Genomic DNA, 16,817 nt, shown 5'->3' on the forward strand with positions numbered 1-16,817 from the left:
GTTGACCGTCAAACTTTTTGGTGAGACTCTGGAATCCCCGCGCACCTTAGCTGTTTGGCAGTGGAACCGGCACGACAAGCAGTACTGCCGAGCACCGCGGGTGCGAAATCCCTCACGACCCAACCGCTTCGGTCGGTCACTCATTGTGGAGGACCATCCATCATGGCAAAGGCGCTTCTCGGTTACGTCGGCGGCTCCGACCCGCGACTCCTCGCCGAGATGCGACGGCTTCAGCAGCGCGTCCAGGACCTCGAATCCGAGCTGGTACGGATTCAGTCCGAGAACGACTCGCTCGCGGCTGCCGCCGCTCACCACCAGGGAGAGTCGCTGCTGAACAGCATCGACCTCGACGTACCCCAGGCGGAGCCTGCGCTCACCTGACAGCCCAGCCCCCGAGGGGCCAGGTGGGAACACCCGTGCCGGCTCAGCCGGACATTGCAAGGGGCGCTTCGGCGTCCCTTCTCTCTTTCACCCGTTGTTTCCCCCTTGGCCCACCCCTCCTCACCGGAGGATCTGCCCTACGCGTTCGCGGGTGAAACGCACGGGCCCCGGTAGAGTCCCCGGGGTGCACCTCAAGGCCCTGACCCTCCGCGGGTTCAAGTCGTTCGCCTCGGCGACCACCCTGCGGTTCGAGCCGGGAATCACCTGCGTCGTGGGCCCCAACGGATCGGGCAAGTCCAACGTCGTGGACGCCCTGTCCTGGGTCATGGGCGAGCAGGGCGCCAAGTCGCTGCGCGGCGGCAAGATGGAGGACGTCATCTTCGCCGGCACGACCGGGCGCCCGCCCCTCGGCCGCGCCGAGGTCTCCCTCACCATCGACAACTCCGACGGCGCGCTGCCCATCGACTACGCCGAGGTCACCCTCACCCGGATCATGTTCCGCGGCGGTAGCAGCGAGTACCAGATCAACGGCGACACCTGCCGGCTGCTCGACTTCCAGGACCTGCTCTCCGACTCCGGCATCGGACGCGAGATGCACGTCATCGTCGGACAGGGACAGCTCGACTCCGTGCTGCACGCCGACCCGATGGGCCGCCGCGCCTTCATCGAGGAGGCCGCCGGCGTCCTCAAACACCGCAAGCGCAAGGAGAAGGCGCTGCGGAAGCTGGACGCGATGCAGGCGAACCTCGCGCGCGTGCAGGACCTCACCGACGAACTCCGCCGCCAGCTCAAACCCCTCGGCCGGCAGGCCGCCGTCGCCCGCCGCGCCGTCGTCATCCAGGCCGACCTCCGCGACGCCCGGCTCCGCCTCCTCGCCGACGACCTCGTCCGGCTCCAGCGCGCGCTCACCGCCGAGGTCGCCGACGAAGCGGCCCTGCTCGCCCGCAAGGAGACCACCGAGACCGAGCTCCGCGCCGCCCTCGCCCGCGAGGCCGCGCTGGAGGCCGAGGCCCGCGCCCTCGTGCCCCGCCTGGAGCGCGCCCAGCAGAACTGGTACGGCCTCTCCCAGCTCGCCGAGCGCGTCCGCGGCACGGTCTCCCTCGCCGACGCGCGCGTGAAGAGCGCCACCGCCGCACCCGCCGAGGAACGCCGGGGCCGCGACCCGGAGGACCTGGAGCGCGAGGCCGCCCGCGTCCGCGAACAGGAGGCCGAACTCGAAGCGGCCCTGGAGGCGGCCGAGCGCGCCCTGGAGGACACCGTCAGCCACCGCGCCGAACTTGAACAGGCGCTGGCGGCCGAGGAGCGCCGGCTCAAGGACCTCGCCCGCGCCCTCGCCGACCGGCGCGAGGGCCTCGCCCGCCTCCACGGCCAGGTCAACGCGGCCCGCTCGCGCGCCTCCTCCGCCCAGGCCGAGATCGACCGGCTCGCCACCGCCCGCGACGAGGCGGGGGAGCGGGCACTCACCGCGCAGGAGGAGTACGAGCAGCTCACGGCGGAGGTGGACGGCCTCGACGCGGCGGACACCGAACAGGGCGAGCGGTACGAGGCCGCCCGCCGCGAACGCGCCGAGGCCGAGGCCGCGCTCGGCGCCGCCCGCGAGGCCGCCGCCACCGCCGAACGCCGCCGCGCCGCCACCCAGGCCCGGCACGACACCCTCGCCCTCGGACTGCGCCGCAAGGACGGCACGGGCGCCCTGCTCACCGCCGGACTCGGCGGACTCCTCGGCCCGGCCGCCGAACTCCTCACCGTCACCCCGGGGTACGAGATCCCCGTCGCCGCCGCCCTCGGCGCCGCCGCCGACGCGGTCGCCGTCACCGGACCCTCCGCCGCCGCCGAGGCCCTCCGCCTGCTGCGCAAGCAGGACGCGGGCCGCGCCTCCCTGCTCCTGACCGGAGCCCCGGAACCGGACCCCGCTCCGCCGGCCGAGGGACACCCCTACGCCGCCGACCTCGTGCGCGGACCCGGGGAACTCCTCTCCGCCGTCCGCCGGCTGCTCGCCGGGATCGTCGTCGTCGGCGACCTGGACGAGGCCGCCGACCTGGTCAGGGCTCGGCCCGCGCTCACCGCCGTCACCGCCGAGGGGGACCTCCTCGGGGCGCACTTCGCGCAGGGCGGCTCCGCCGGGGCGCCGAGTCTCCTCGAAGTCCAGGCATCGGTCGCCGAGGCCGCCGCGGAACTCGACGAACTGGCCGTACGCTGCGAGGAGTTGGCGACGGCCCAGCAGACGGCCGGTGAGCGGCGCCGGACCGCCGCCGCGCTCGTCGAGGAACTCGACACCCACCGCCGCACCGCCGAGCGCGAGAGGTCCGCCGTCGCCAAGGAGCTCGGCCGGCTCGCCGGGCAGGCCAGGGGAGCGGCGGGGGAGGCCGAGCGGGCCGCCGCGGCCGCCGCCCGCGCCCAGGAGGCCCTGGAGCGGGCCACCGCCGAGGCGGAGGAGCTCGCCGAACGGCTGCTCGTGGCCCAGGAGGCCGCCGCCTTCGGGGACGACGGCGACGAGGAGCCCGACACCGCGACCCGCGACCGGCTCGCGATCGACGGATCCAACGCCCGCCAGACCGAGATGGAGGCGCGGCTCCAGGTCCGTACCCACGAGGAGCGCGTCAAGGGGCTCGCCGGCCGCGCCGACTCGCTCGACCGGGCCGCCCGCGCCGAACGGGAGGCACGCGCGCGTGCCGAGCAGCGCCGGGCCCGTCTGCGCCACGAGGAGCGGGTCGCGGGCGCGGTCGCCGCCGGCGCCCGGACCCTCCTCGCCCACGTCGAGGTCTCGCTGGTCCGCGCCGAGCGGGAGCGGGTGGCCGCCCAGGCGGCGCGGGCCGACCGGGAGGAGGGCCTGACGGCGGCCCGGACCCGGGGCCGTGACCTCAAGGCCGAGCTCGACAAGCTGACCGACTCCGTCCACCGGGGCGAGGTGCTGGGCGCCGAGAAGCGGCTGCGGATCGAGCAGCTGGAGGCGAAGGCGCTGGAGGAGTTCGGCGTGGAGGCGGCCGCCCTGGTCGCCGAGTACGGCCCGGAGCAGCCGGTGCCGCCCTCGCCCGCCGCCGAAGGAGAGGAGGCGGGCGGCGACGAGCCGCGCCCCTTCATCCGTTCGGAGCAGGAGAAGCGGCTCAGGGCCGCCGAGCGGGCGTACCACCAGCTCGGCAAGGTCAATCCGCTGGCTCTCGAGGAGTTCGCCGCCCTGGAGGACCGGCACCGCTTCCTCTCCGAGCAGCTGGAGGACCTGAGGAAGACCCGCACCGACCTGCTTCAGGTCGTGAAGGAGGTCGACCTGCGGGTCGAGCAGGTCTTCACCGAGGCGTACCGGGACACGGCCCGTGAGTTCGAGGGCGTCTTCTCGCGGCTCTTCCCGGGCGGCGAGGGCCGGCTGATCCTCACCGACCCCGACAACATGCTCACCACCGGCGTCGAGGTGGAGGCCCGCCCGCCGGGCAAGAAGGTCAAGCGCCTCTCGCTGCTCTCCGGTGGCGAGCGCTCGCTCACGGCCGTGGCGCTGCTCGTCTCGATCTTCAAGGCGCGGCCCAGCCCGTTCTACGTGATGGACGAGGTCGAGGCGGCGCTCGACGACACCAACCTCCAGCGGCTGATCCGGATCATGCGCGAGCTCCAGGAGTCCTCGCAGCTCATCGTGATCACCCACCAGAAGCGGACGATGGAGGTCGCGGACGCGCTGTACGGCGTTTCCATGCAGGGCGACGGGGTATCCAAAGTCATCAGCCAACGGCTCCGCTGACCGGGCCGCTCGGCGATCTCGCCCTGACGTCGTTCAAGTATTGAATCCAAGGGGTGGGGAAGTGCCTATTAAGTCACACGACATCGCCTCTTGACTTAGAAACTTGAAGGCATAGTCTCTGCAACGTTGCTTTTACCTTCACGTGGTGGGCGGCGTGAAGTTGTGCGCCACTGGAAGGGCTTGCCCCCCACCGTTCCGGCGACGCAGCCGGAGCCTCCAGGAGTCCATGTGACCAGCACGCAGGCGCCCACGCCGCCGCCGTCCGAAGGCAGGGCGGCTCACCCCGACCACCTCGGCCACGTCATCTTCATCACGGCCTCCGCCGCGATGGGCGGCTTCCTCTTCGGCTACGACAGCTCCGTCATCAACGGCGCCGTCGAGGCGATCCGCGACCGCTACGACATCGGCTCCGGCACCCTCGCCCAGGTCATCGCCATCGCCCTGATCGGCTGTGCCATCGGCGCCGCCACCGCGGGCCGGATCGCCGACCGCATCGGCCGCATCCGCTGCATGCAGATCTCCGCGGTGCTCTTCGCCGTCAGCGCCGTCGGCTCGGCGCTGCCCTTCGCCCTCTGGGACCTGGCCCTCTGGCGGGTCATCGGCGGCTTCGCCATCGGCATGGCCTCCGTCATCGGCCCCGCCTACATCGCCGAGGTCGCCCCCGCCGCCTACCGCGGCCGCCTCGGCTCCTTCCAGCAGGCCGCGATCGTCATCGGCATCGCCATCTCCCAGCTGGTCAACTACGGCATCCTCCAGCTCGCCGACGGCGACCAGCGCGGCGAGATCGGCGGCCTTGAGGCCTGGCAGTGGATGCTGGGCGTGATGGTCGTGCCCGCGCTCCTCTACGGCATGCTCTCCTTCGCCATCCCCGAGTCCCCCCGCTTCCTCATCTCCGTCGGGAAGACCGAACGGGCCAAGGAGGTCCTCGCCGAGGTCGAGGGCAAGGGCGTCGACCTCGACCAGCGCGTCGCCGAGATCGACCGGGCCATGCGCAGCGAGCACAAGTCCACCTTCAAGGACCTGCTCGTCATCGGCTCCCGCTTCAAGCTGCTGCCCATCGTCTGGGTCGGCATCGGGCTCTCGGTCTTCCAGCAGCTCGTCGGCATCAACGTCGCGTTCTACTACTCCGCGACCCTCTGGCAGTCCGTCGGCATCGACCCGTCGAGCTCGTTCTTCTACTCGTTCACCACGTCGATCATCAACATCATCGGCACCGTGATCGCGATGGTCCTGGTCGACCGCGTCGGCCGCAAGCCGCTCGCCCTCGTCGGCTCCATCGGCATGGCGATCGCCCTCGCCGTCGAGGCCTGGGCCTTCTCCGCCGACCTCGTCGACGGCAAACTGCCCGAGACCCAGGGCGTCGTGGCGCTCGTCGCCGCCCATGTCTTCGTGCTCTTCTTCGCCCTCTCGTGGGGCGTGGTGGTCTGGGTCTTCCTCGGCGAGATGTTCCCCAACCGGATCCGCGCCGCCGCCCTCGGCGTCGCCGCCTCCGCGCAGTGGATCGCCAACTGGGCCATCACCGCGAGCTTCCCGTCCCTCGCCGACTGGAACCTCTCCGGCACCTACATCATCTACACGGTCTTCGCCGTGCTCTCGATCCCCTTCGTGCTCAGGTACGTCAAGGAGACCAAGGGCAAGGCGTTGGAGGAGATGGGCTAACCCCCCGCTGCCCCGCTCCTCACCCACGGAGACCGCCCCGGTCCGAGGCCCCGAGCCCCGGACCGGGGCGGTTCGCCGTCACCCCCGCTCCGACAATCCGGGCAGCACCTCGTCGCAGAACAGCCGCACGCTCCGCCACCCCTCCTCCACCGGCATCCCGCCGCACAGCGGATGCAGCACGAGGCTCTCCAGACCGAGCGTCAGGCACTCCTGCGGCGTGACGACCCGGTAGACCCCCTCCGCGCGCAGCTCCGCCACCGTCGTCGCCGCCGACCGCACCGCCGAGCGGATGTCCTTCGACTGCCAGGAGGCGTACGTCCGCGCCTCGTGCAGGAAGTGCTCCCCGTACTCCGCCCAGGTCCGGTCCGGGTCCTCCGACAGGTGCAGCAGCGGGGTCACCTCGGCCGGCATCATCGTCCAGCCCTCCGTGCCGTACTCCTCGCACCGCTCCCGGTAGTACGCCTCCAGCTCCGGCAGGTGCGCGCTCGGGAAGAACGGCAGCCCGAGCCGGGCCGCCCGCCGGGCCGCCGCCCGCGAGGAACCCCCGACGAGGAGCAGCGGATGCGGCCGCGTGAAGGGCCGCGGGGTGACCCGTACCGTACGGCCCCGATACGCGAACGGCTCACCGGTCCACGCCGTCAGCAAGGTCTCCAGGAGCAGGTCCTGGAGCTTGCCGCGCCGCCCCCAGTCGACGCCGCGCTCCTCGTACTCCTCCGGCCGGTAGCCGATCCCGGCGACCGTCACCAGGCGGCCCCCGCTCAGCAGGTCCAGGACCGCGATGTCCTCCGCGAGGCGCAGCGGGTCGTGCAGCGGCCCGATGATCGCCGAGACGGTGACCGCGATCCGCTCCGTGGCGCCGAAGACCGCGCCCGCGAAGGCGAAGGGGGAGGGCAGCCAGTTGTTCGCGACCCCGTGGTGCTCCTCGGTCTGCACGGTGTCGACCCCGTGCCCGTCGGCGTACGCGGCCATGGCGAGGGCGGCCCGGTAGCGCTCCGAGAGGGACTCCGGGGTCGCGCGGGGATCGACGAGGTTGAACCGTACGACTGTGAAGGGCATGGGAAGTCCCCCTCCGCGAGTGGGATACCGGCGAAGGGGGACGTTAGCTGACGCAGCGTCAGATGGAAACGGTCTCGCGCACCTCGGCGGACTCCGCCGGAGCCGGCTCGGGCGAGCGCGGCAGCACGGCGTACAGCACGCCCGCCACCACGATCGTCGCCGCCCAGCCCAGGCCGTTCTCGCCGATCCAGGAGGAGGCGAGCGGGCCGGAGAACCAGTCGACCTTCGTGAACAGCAGGCCCACGAGCAGCGCCACCGCCCACGCCGTCATCGCCTGCCAGGCGAAACCGCCCCGGTACCAGTACGCGCTCGTCCGGCCCGTGTCCATCAGCGCCACCGCGTCGTACGACCGGCGCCGCAGCATGTCCACGCCGAACACGCCGATCCAGGCCGAGAACGCCACCGCGAGCAGCGTCAGGAACGAGATGAACGAACCGATGAAGCTGGTCGCCACCACCATCAGCAGGAAGCCGAAGACCAGGCTGATCACCGCGTTCACGCTGACCGCCGCCGCACGCGACACCTTGATGCCGAGGGTCTGCGCCGTGAACCCGGCCGAGTACATCGACATCGAGTTGATCAGCAGCATCCCGAGCAGGGCGATCACCAGGTACGGCACCGAGATCCACATCGGCAGCAGCTCACCGATGAAGGAGACCGGGTCCTGCGCCGACGCCAGGTCCGGGGTCGACACCGCCATCACCGCGCCCATCAGGACCATCGGCAGGACGACGATCCCGGCGCCGCCGATCGTCGAGCCGACCATCGCCTTCGAGGAGGCCGTACGCGGCAGGTAGCGGGTGAAGTCGGGGCCCGAGGGGACCCAGCTGATGCCGCCGGCCGCGATCGTGCCGATGCCCGCGATCATCATCGCCGTCGAACCGGCCGGCTTGTCGAAGACCGCCGACCACTCGGTGTTCGCCACCAGGTAGACCAGGACGAGGACCGAGAAGGCACCGAAGAGGTACGTGGACCACTTGCTGCACACCCGCAGGGCGTTGATCCCGAGCCCCGACACCAGGAAGGTGCAGGTCACGAAGAGCAGCAGCGTCACCACGATGAGGAGCGTGTTCGACTTCACGCCGAAGAGGAGGTCGAGCACGGTCAGCACCGCGTAGGCGCCGGTGACCGCGTTGATGGTCTCCCAGCCCCACCGGGCCACCCAGATCAACGACCCGGGAAAAAGGTTTCCGCGCTGGCCGAACACGGCCCGCGACAGCGCCATCCCCGGCGCACCGCCCCGCTTGCCCGCGATCGAGATCAGGCCGACGATCCCGTACGACAGCACGGGCGCGGCGATCGCCACGATCAGGACCTGCCAGAAGTTCAGACCGTTGAAGACGATCAGGCCGGCACCCATCGTGAGCAGCAGCACACTGATGTTGGCGGCGACCCAGGTCGGGAAGAGCTCGCGGACACGGCCGGTCCGCTCCGCGTCGGGGACGGGTTCGAGACCGCGGGTCTCCATCGCGCCGTCGTGCGTCGCGCCTGCGGCTTCGGAGGCGTCGTGGGGCATGGGGGTACTCCGTACAGATGTGGGGGACCCACCCAGCGTACGTGCTCCGTCTCCGGTCTCTTCTTGGCCGATACTGGTCAGGTTATGGAACTCATCCTTGCTGTAGTCATCGCACTGGTCGTCGCCGTCGCCGTGACGAGCGGGCTCGTGATCAGCGGCCGCAAGAAGAAGCAGCTGCCGCCGGCCGAGCCGCCGTCCACCACGCCGACCATCACCGCTCCGCCCGCCGAACCGCACGTCGGCGAGGAGGCGGAGACGCCGCGGGAGGAACCACGCCGCACGGTCGAGGAGGTCGAACTCCCCGCCGAGGAGGCCACCGAGACGCCGGTCGCCGTCGAGGACCCCGTCGTCGCCGAGCCCGCGGCCCCCGAGATCGAGGTCCCGGAGCCGACCGCCGGCCGGCTCGTACGGCTCCGCGCCCGCCTCGCCCGCTCCCAGAACTCGCTCGGCAAGGGGCTGCTCACGCTCCTGTCCCGCGAGCACCTCGACGAGGACACCTGGGAGGAGATCGAGGAGACCCTTCTCACGGCCGACGTCGGCGTCGCCCCCACCCAGGAGCTCGTCGAGCGGCTGCGCGAGCGGGTCCGCGTGCTCGGCACCCGCACCCCGGAGGAACTCCGTGCTCTGCTCCGCGAGGAGCTCATCACCCTCCTCGGCCCCGACCTCGACCGCACGGTGAAGACCGACAGCCCCACCGACGTACCGGGCGTGGTCATGGTCGTCGGCGTCAACGGCACCGGGAAGACCACCACCACCGGCAAGCTGGCCCGCGTCCTCGTCGCCGACGGCAAGTCCGTCGTCCTCGGCGCCGCCGACACCTTCCGCGCCGCCGCCGCCGACCAGCTCCAGACCTGGGGCGAGCGCGTCGGCGCCCGCACCGTCCGCGGCCCGGAGGGCGGCGACCCGGCGTCGATCGCCTTCGACGCGGTCAAGGAGGGCATCGCCGAGGGCGCCGACGTCGTCCTCATCGACACCGCCGGCCGCCTCCACACCAAGACCGGCCTCATGGACGAGCTCGGCAAGGTCAAGCGCGTCGTCGAGAAGCACGGCCCGCTCGACGAGATCCTCCTCGTCCTCGACGCCACCACCGGCCAGAACGGCCTGACCCAGGCCCGCGTCTTCGCCGAGGTCGTCGACATCACCGGCATCGTCCTGACCAAGCTCGACGGCACCGCCAAGGGCGGCATTGTCGTCGCCGTCCAGCGCGAGCTGGGCGTCCCGGTCAAGCTGGTCGGCCTGGGCGAGGGCCCGGACGACCTGGCCCCCTTCGAGCCGGGCGCCTTCGTCGACGCCCTGATCGGCGACTGACACCCCGCACGGCACACGGAAGGGCCCTCGCCGTCACACGGCGAGGGCCCTTCCGCGTACCGGAACCCCGAGGCGGATCAGAGGTGCGTCCGGTGACAGATGTACGCCAGGGTGCCCAGCAGCAGCCGCGCCTGCGGCGGCGCGCCCGCCGTGTCGAGCCTCGGGGGCCGCAGCCAGCGCACCGGCCCGAGCCCGCCCAGGTCCGACGGGGGAGCGGTGATGTGACTGCCCGGCCCCAGACAGTGCAGATCCAGATCGGCGTCGTCCCAGCCCATCCGGTACAGCAGCTGCGGCAGCTCGGCCGCCGCACCCGGCGCCACGAAGAACCGTGCCCGCCCGGTCGGCGTCGCGCACACCGGGCCCAGCGGCAGCCCCATGCGCTCCAGACGGACGAGCGCCCGGCGGCCCGCGGCCTCCGCGACCTCGATCACGTCGAAGGCCCTGCCCACCGGCAGCAGCAGCGCCGCCCCCGGATACCGGGACCACGCCTTCGTCGCGTCGTCCAGCCCGGCGCCCGCCGGGACCGGTTCAGCGAAGGAGAGGGGGTGCGCGCCCGGGGCGGCACACGCCGGATCCCCGCAGGAGCACTGGCCCGAGACGGCCCGCGCCCCGGGGGTCACGTCCCAGCCCCACAGCCCCGTGTACTCGGCCACCGCTGTGCACTCCGTCGTGCGTACGCGGCGGCGTACGCCGGACCGCATCTCACGAATGCCGCCGATCGTGAAACCCATGTCCCCTCCAACGGGTCGAGCGCGCCGGTGGTTACGACCCGGAGCACCGTCGTCACCCTTCGTCACGCTCCGCCGCGTGCTTCTGGTGCGCGGTCGTGCGAGGGGTGGTGCGGGCCGGTGTGCACGCCTCTCCGCGCATCCGTCCGCCGACTCCGGTTCGTCGCATGTCAAGTGAATCGCGTTCCACGGCGGACGAGTTCATTCGAAGGGGTGGCGAATGGTGGCGTTTCTTGAATCGCCCTCGTGGAGACGTGATCGTAGGATTACTTTCGGTACTCGAACCCCGGGGTGGCGCGCACGCGTGGGTATGCCGGAGGCAACCCGGTTTCCAGTTCGAAGGAGTGCGAACGCCGGACGGGTGCCGCAAGACACGGCATTCTGATAGGGGTTCGCACAGCAGACAGGCAATCAGGTGGATGGGGGCGTTCCAGTGGGCGGCAACGGCGCAGACGGTACGACTGCCGGCAAGCGCCCGAACGAGCAGCTGGGCTCGTGGTTCGTGCGCAGCGGCTGGTCCAAGGGCGAACTCGCGCGGCAGGTGAACCGCCGGGCGCGCCAGATGGGCGCGCACCACATCTCCACCGACACCTCGCGCGTACGCCGCTGGCTCGACGGAGAACAGCCCCGCGAGCCCATCCCGCGCATCCTCTCCGAGCTGTTCTCCGAGCGCTTCGGCTCCGTCGTCGCCGTCGAGGACCTCGGCCTGCGCACCGCCCACCAGTCGCCGTCCGTCTCCGGCGTCGACCTGCCCTGGGCCGGACCGCAGACCGTCGCCCTGCTCAGCGAGTTCTCCCGCAGCGACCTCATGCTCGCCCGCCGCGGCTTCCTCGGCTCGTCCCTGTCGCTCGCCGCCGGACCCGCCCTCATCGAACCGATGCAGCGCTGGCTCGTCCCCACCCCCGCCGGCGACATCGAGCGCCCCGATCCCCTCGCCGACGCCCGCCGCCCCAACCGGCTCTCCGAGCTCGAACTCGACCTCCTCGAATCCACCACCGCCATGTTCCGCAAGTGGGACGCCCAGTGCGGCGGCGGACTCCGCCGCAAGGCCGTCGTCGGCCAGCTCCACGAGGTCACCGACCTCCTCCAGGAGCCCCAGCCCGCCGCCACCGCGAAGCGCCTCTTCACCTGCGCCGCCGAACTCGCCGAACTCGCCGGCTGGATGAGCTACGACGTGGGCCTCCAGCCCACCGCCCAGAAGTACTTCGTCCTCGCCCTGCACGCCGCCAAGGAAGCCGGCGACAAGCCCCTCGGCTCGTACATCCTGTCCTCGATGAGCCGCCAGATGATCCACCTCGGCCGGCCCGACGACGCCCTCGAACTCATCCACCTCGCCCAGTACGGAAGTCGGGACTGCGCCACCTCGCGCACCCAGGCCATGCTGTATGCGATGGAGGCCCGCGCCTACGCCAACATGGGCCAGCCCTCCAAGTGCAAGCGGGCCGTCCGGATGGCCGAGGACACCTTCTCCGACGTCGGCCTCGACGGCGAGCCCGAGCCCGACTGGATCGGCTTCTTCTCCGAGGCCGAACTCAACGGCGAGAACTCCCACTCCTACCGCGACCTCGCCTACGTCGCCGGGCGCTCCCCGACCTACGCCTCGCTCGCCGAGCCCGTCATGGAGCGGGCCGTCGCCCTCTTCGAGAAGGACCCCGACCACCAGCGGTCGTACGCGCTCAACCTCATCGGCATGGCCACCGTGCACCTCCTCAAGCGCGAGCCCGAGCAGTCCGTCGTCCTCGCCGAGAAGGCCCTCGGGGTCGCCCGGAGCATCCGCTCCGAGCGGGTCAACACCCGGCTCCGCAAGACCGTCGACCACGCCGCCCGCGGCTTCGGCGACGTCGCCGAGGTCGTCCAGCTCACCGACCGCCTCACCCAGCTGCTGCCCGAGGCCGCCGAAGCGGTCTGACCCCCCCCGGCCCCCCGCGAGGCCCCCGACCCCGGCCGCGCCGGACGTCCCGTACTGCCCGACTCGGCTCCCCCGCCGCAAGGTCACACGGACGCCCGGCGGGGCCGGTTTTTCCGCTGTGCGGGGGCTGTGCAGGGTACGGACGGCACCCCGCCGCGACACGGCCGTTCACGGTCGCGTAACACGCCCCACCCCTTCGTCACCGGTCGGAAACATCGTGCGGCATCGGCGGAAACCGCGCTGCGCCAACCTCTGGCCCATAACCGGCCACCCCTCACGGCCGGCCGCTCTCCGGCCCCGCCCCGCACAGGCCGTACCGACGACGAGGAGACGCCGATGGCACCAGCCATCACGACCCTGGCAGCAGACGCCCCCGAGCTGTCTGCCGCCAACACCGGGTTCATGCTCATCTGCTCCGCCCTGGTCATGCTGATGACCCCGGCACTCGCCTTCTTCTACGGAGGCATGGTCCGCGTCAAGTCCACCCTCAACATGCTGATGATGAGCTTCATCAGCCTCGGGATCGTCACGATCCTCTGGGTGCTGTACGGCTTCAGCCTCGCGTTCGGCGCCGACACGGGCTCGATCATCGGCTGGTCCTCCGACTACGTCGGCCTCAGCGGCATCGGCGTCACCGAACTGTGGGACGGCTACACCATCCCGGTGTACGTCTTCGCCGTCTTCCAGCTGATGTTCGCGATCCTCACCCCGGCCCTGATCAGCGGCGCCCTCGCCGACCGCGTCAAGTTCACCGCCTGGGCCCTCTTCATCACCCTCTGGGTCACCGTCGTCTACTTCCCCGTCGCCCACTGGGTCTGGGGCTCCGGCGGCTGGCTCTTCGAGATGGGCGTCATCGACTTCGCCGGCGGAACCGCGGTCCACATCAACGCCGGCGCCGCGGCCCTCGGCGTCATCCTCGTCATCGGCAAGCGCGTCGGCTTCAAGAAGGACCCGATGCGCCCCCACAGCCTCCCGCTCGTGATGCTCGGCGCCGGTCTCCTCTGGTTCGGCTGGTTCGGCTTCAACGCCGGCTCCTGGCTCGGCAACGACGACGGCGTCGGTGCCGTGATGTTCGTCAACACCCAGGTCGCCACCGCCGCCGCCATGCTCGCCTGGCTCGCCTACGAGAAGATCCGCCACGGCTCCTTCACCACCCTGGGCGCCGCCTCCGGCGCGGTCGCCGGACTCGTCGCCATCACCCCGGCCGGCGGCGCCGTCAGCCCGCTCGGCGCCATCGCGGTCGGCGCCATCGCCGGCCTCCTCTGCGCCATGGCCGTCGGCCTCAAGTACAAGTTCGGCTACGACGACTCCCTCGACGTCATCGGCGTCCACCTCGTCGGCGGTGTCATCGGCTCCCTCCTCGTCGGCCTCTTCGCCACCGGCGGCGTCCAGTCCGACGCCAAGGGCCTCTTCTACGGCGGCGGCCTCGAACAGCTCGGCAAGCAGGCCGTCGGCGTCTTCGCCGTCCTCGCCTACTCTCTGATCGCCTCCGCGATCCTCGCCCTGATCATCGACAAGACGATGGGGATGCGGGTCAGCGAGGACGACGAGGTCTCCGGCATCGACCAGGTCGAGCACGCCGAGACCGCGTACGACTTCAGCGGAGCCGGCGGCGGCGCGTCCTCGCGCTCCACCGCCACCGCCCAGGCCGTCACGGAGAACACGAAGGTGGACGCATGAAGCTCATCACCGCGGTCGTCAAGCCGCACCGGCTCGACGAGATCAAGGAGGCCCTCCAGGCCTTCGGCGTCCACGGCCTCACCGTCACCGAGGCCAGCGGCTACGGCCGCCAGCGCGGCCACACCGAGGTCTACCGGGGCGCCGAGTACACCGTCGACCTGGTCCCCAAGATCCGCATCGAGGTCCTCGTCGAGGACGAGGACGCCGAACAGCTCATCGACGTCGTCGTGAAGGCCGCCCGAACCGGCAAGATCGGAGACGGCAAGGTGTGGAGCGTGCCGGTCGAGACCGCCGTAAGGGTCCGCACCGGCGAACGCGGTCCGGACGCACTGTAAGCACACGAAGGAGCCGCCGGGTGACGAGCCTCGAAGTCAGCGAAGAGACCGAAGAATCGGGACCCGGCGGTTACGCGGCGGCCCGGCTGCTCCTCCTCCACGAGAAGGAGCGGTCCGGGCCGCCGCGCCGTACCGCGCTCTCCCGGCTCACCGACGACTGGCTGGCCGGGCTCTTCACGGCCGCCGCCCCGCCCCGCGGCACCGCCCTCGTCGCCGTCGGCGGCTACGGCCGCGCCGAACTCTCCCCCCGCAGCGACCTCGACCTCCTCCTGCTCCACGACGGCACCGCCGACAAGGCCGCCGTCGCCGCCCTCGCCGACCGGATCTGGTACCCCGTCTGGGACCTCGGGCTCGCCCTCGACCACTCCGTCCGCACCCCCGCCGAAGCCCGCGCCACCGCCGCCGACGACCTCAAGGTCCACCTCGGCCTCCTCGACGCCCGGCCCCTCGCCGGAGACCACGGACTCGTCGCCGCCCTCCGCACGACCGTCCTCGCCGACTGGCGCAACCAGGCCCCGAAGCGACTCCCCGAACTCCACGAACTCTGCCGGGAACGCGCCGAACGCACCGGCGAGCTGCAGTTCCTCCTCGAACCCGACCTCAAGGAGGCCAGAGGCGGCCTCCGCGACGCCCAGGTCCTCCGCGCCGTCGCCGCCACCTGGGTCGCCGACGCCCCCCGCGAAGGCCTCGACGGAGCCCGCCGCCGCCTCCTCGACGCCCGCGACGCCCTCCACCTCACCACCGGCCGCGCCACCGACCGGCTCGCCCTCCAGGAACAGGACGCCGTCGCCCGCGAACTCGGCCTCCTCGACGCCGACACCCTGCTCCGCGAGGTGTACGAGGCCGCCCGGACCATCTCGTACGCCACCGACGTCACCTGGCGCGAGGTCCACCGCGTCCTCAAGGCCCGCTCCACCCGACCCCGCCTGCGCACCCTCCTCGGCGGCCGCGGAGCCTCCGGCCGCGCCGGCGCCGGAAAACCACCCGTCGAACGCACCCCGCTCGCCGAAGGCGTCGTCGAGATGGACGGCGAGGTCGTCCTCGCCCGCACCGCCCGCCCCGAACGCGACCCCGTCCTGCCCCTGCGGGCCGCCGCCGCGGCCGCCCAGTCCGCCCTGCCGATCTCCCTGCACGCCGTACGCCGCCTCGCGGCCGCCGCCAAACCCCTGCCCGTGCCCTGGCCCGCCGAGGCCCGCGAGGAACTCGTCACCCTCCTCGGCGCCGGCGAGGCCACCGTCCCCGTCTGGGAGGCCCTCGAAGCCGAAGGGCTCATCACCCTCTTCCTCCCCGACTGGGAACGCGTCCGCTGCCGCCCCCAGCGCAACCCCGTCCACACCTGGACCGTCGACCGCCACCTCGTCGAGACCGCCGTACGCGCCTCCTCCCTCACCCGCCGCGTCGGCCGCCCCGACCTCCTCCTCGTCGCCGCCCTCCTCCACGACATCGGCAAGGGCTGGCCCGGCGACCACTCCGTCGCCGGCGAGACCATCGCCCGCGACCTCGCCACCCGCATCGGCTTCGACCGCACCGACGTCACCACCATCGCCACCGCCGTCCGCCACCACCTCCTCCTCGTCGAGACCGCCACCCGCCGCGACCTCGACGACCCCGCCACCGTCCGCTCCGTCGCCACCGCCGTCGGCACCGTCGGCACCCTGGAACTCCTCCACGCCCTCACCGAGGCCGACGCCCTCGCCACCGGCCCCGCCGCCTGGTCCTCCTGGCGCGCCTCCCTCGTCGCCGACCTGGTCAAACGCGTCGCGGGCGTCCTCGCGGGCGAGACCCCGCCCGACCCCGAGGCCGCCGCCCCCAGCGCCGAACAGGAACGCCTCGCCATCGAGGCCCTGCGCACCGGCGAACCCGTCCTCACCCTCCGCGCCCGCACCGAACCGCCCGCCGACCCCGACCCCGCCGACCCCGACCGCGCCGAACCCATCGGCGTCGAACTCGCCATCGCCCTGCCCGACCGGCCCGGCGTCCTCCCCGCCGTCGCCGGCGTGCTCGCCCTGCACCGGCTCACCGTCCGCGCCGCCGACCTGCGCGCCGTCGACCTCCCCACCGGCCTCGGCACCGCACCGGGACCCGTCCTCGTCCTCGACTGGCGGGTCGCCGCCGAATACGGCTCCCTCCCCGAGGCCGCCCGGCTCCGCGCCGACCTCGTCCGCGCCCTCGACGGCTCCCTCGACATCCCCGCCCGCCTCGCCGAACGCGAAGCCGCCTACCCGCGCCGCCGCGGCCTCACCGCACCCCCGCCCCGCGTCACCGTCGCCGCCGCCGACTCCCGCCTCGCCACCGTCATCGAGGTCCGCGCCCAGGACGCCCCCGGCCTCCTCCACCGCATCGGCCGCGCCCTGGAGGGCGCCGAGGTCCGCGTCCGCAGCGCCCACGTGTCGACACTCGGAGCGAACGCCGTCGACACCCTGTACGTGACCCGCCCCGACGGCACCCTCCTCCCCGACGAGGAGGCCATCGACCTGGCCCGCACCCTGGAATCGGCGCTCCGCTGAACCCCCGGCCC

11 protein-coding genes are annotated in these 16,817 nt (G+C 72.3%); 8 read left to right on the forward strand and 3 right to left on the reverse strand.

Annotation, left to right across the window (positions count from 1 at the left end; all coding sequences use genetic code 11):
• The first annotated feature begins 162 nt into the window (after positions 1–162).
• The 3 genes from ABT129_RS28640 (at position 163) to ABT129_RS28650 (ending at position 5,767) form a co-directional block, all read left to right on the forward strand.
• Complete coding sequence (locus tag ABT129_RS28640; RefSeq protein WP_030206333.1) at positions 163–381, forward strand: hypothetical protein; 219 nt, start codon at positions 163–165, stop codon at positions 379–381.
• A 184-nt stretch (positions 382–565) separates the two neighbouring features.
• Positions 566–4,108: a chromosome segregation protein SMC gene (smc, locus tag ABT129_RS28645; RefSeq protein WP_351907353.1), complete on the forward strand. Its 3,543-nt coding sequence runs from the start codon at positions 566–568 to the stop codon at positions 4,106–4,108.
• A 228-nt stretch (positions 4,109–4,336) separates the two neighbouring features.
• Positions 4,337–5,767: a sugar porter family MFS transporter gene (locus tag ABT129_RS28650; protein ID WP_351907355.1), complete on the forward strand. Its 1,431-nt coding sequence runs from the start codon at positions 4,337–4,339 to the stop codon at positions 5,765–5,767.
• Positions 5,768–5,845: 78 nt separating this feature from the next.
• On the opposite strand, the gene ABT129_RS28655 is transcribed toward ABT129_RS28650, so the two are convergent.
• Positions 5,846–6,823: an LLM class flavin-dependent oxidoreductase gene (locus ABT129_RS28655; protein ID WP_351907357.1), complete on the reverse strand. Its 978-nt coding sequence runs from the start codon at positions 6,821–6,823 to the stop codon at positions 5,846–5,848.
• A 58-nt stretch (positions 6,824–6,881) separates the two neighbouring features.
• The gene (locus tag ABT129_RS28660; protein ID WP_351907359.1) at positions 6,882–8,339 is read right to left on the reverse strand and encodes a cytosine permease; all 1,458 of its coding nucleotides are present in this window, start codon (positions 8,337–8,339) and stop codon (positions 6,882–6,884) included.
• Between the two features lie 84 nt (positions 8,340–8,423).
• Between ABT129_RS28660 and ftsY the strand changes: the two genes are divergently transcribed.
• Positions 8,424–9,647, forward strand: a complete 1,224-nt coding sequence (gene ftsY / locus ABT129_RS28665; RefSeq protein WP_351907361.1) for a signal recognition particle-docking protein FtsY — start codon at positions 8,424–8,426, stop codon at positions 9,645–9,647.
• A gap of 77 nt (positions 9,648–9,724) precedes the next feature.
• Here the strand turns inward: ftsY and ABT129_RS28670 are convergent, their stop codons facing one another.
• Positions 9,725–10,378, reverse strand: coding sequence for a bifunctional DNA primase/polymerase (locus ABT129_RS28670; protein ID WP_351907363.1), 654 nt, complete (start codon positions 10,376–10,378; stop codon positions 9,725–9,727).
• 430 nt (positions 10,379–10,808) lie between these two features.
• Between ABT129_RS28670 and nsdA the strand changes: the two genes are divergently transcribed.
• From nsdA to ABT129_RS28690, 4 genes are all read left to right on the forward strand, one after another.
• Positions 10,809–12,284: a transcriptional repressor NsdA gene (gene nsdA / locus ABT129_RS28675; RefSeq protein ID WP_351907365.1), complete on the forward strand. Its 1,476-nt coding sequence runs from the start codon at positions 10,809–10,811 to the stop codon at positions 12,282–12,284.
• A 336-nt stretch (positions 12,285–12,620) separates the two neighbouring features.
• On the forward strand, positions 12,621–13,964 hold the full coding sequence (locus ABT129_RS28680) for an ammonium transporter (RefSeq protein ID WP_351907367.1): 1,344 nt from the start codon (positions 12,621–12,623) through the stop codon (positions 13,962–13,964).
• A complete protein-coding gene (locus tag ABT129_RS28685; RefSeq protein WP_015036464.1) occupies positions 13,961–14,299 on the forward strand; it encodes a P-II family nitrogen regulator in 339 nt (112 codons plus the stop codon). The genes ABT129_RS28680 and ABT129_RS28685 overlap by 4 nt, the downstream gene beginning before the upstream one ends.
• A 20-nt stretch (positions 14,300–14,319) precedes the next feature.
• A complete protein-coding gene (locus ABT129_RS28690; protein ID WP_351907369.1) occupies positions 14,320–16,806 on the forward strand; it encodes a [protein-PII] uridylyltransferase in 2,487 nt (828 codons plus the stop codon).
• Positions 16,807–16,817 lie beyond the last annotated feature (11 nt).

The organism is Streptomyces sp. NPDC002057, assembly GCF_040296665.1.
Lineage (GTDB): Bacteria > Actinomycetota > Actinomycetes > Streptomycetales > Streptomycetaceae > Streptomyces.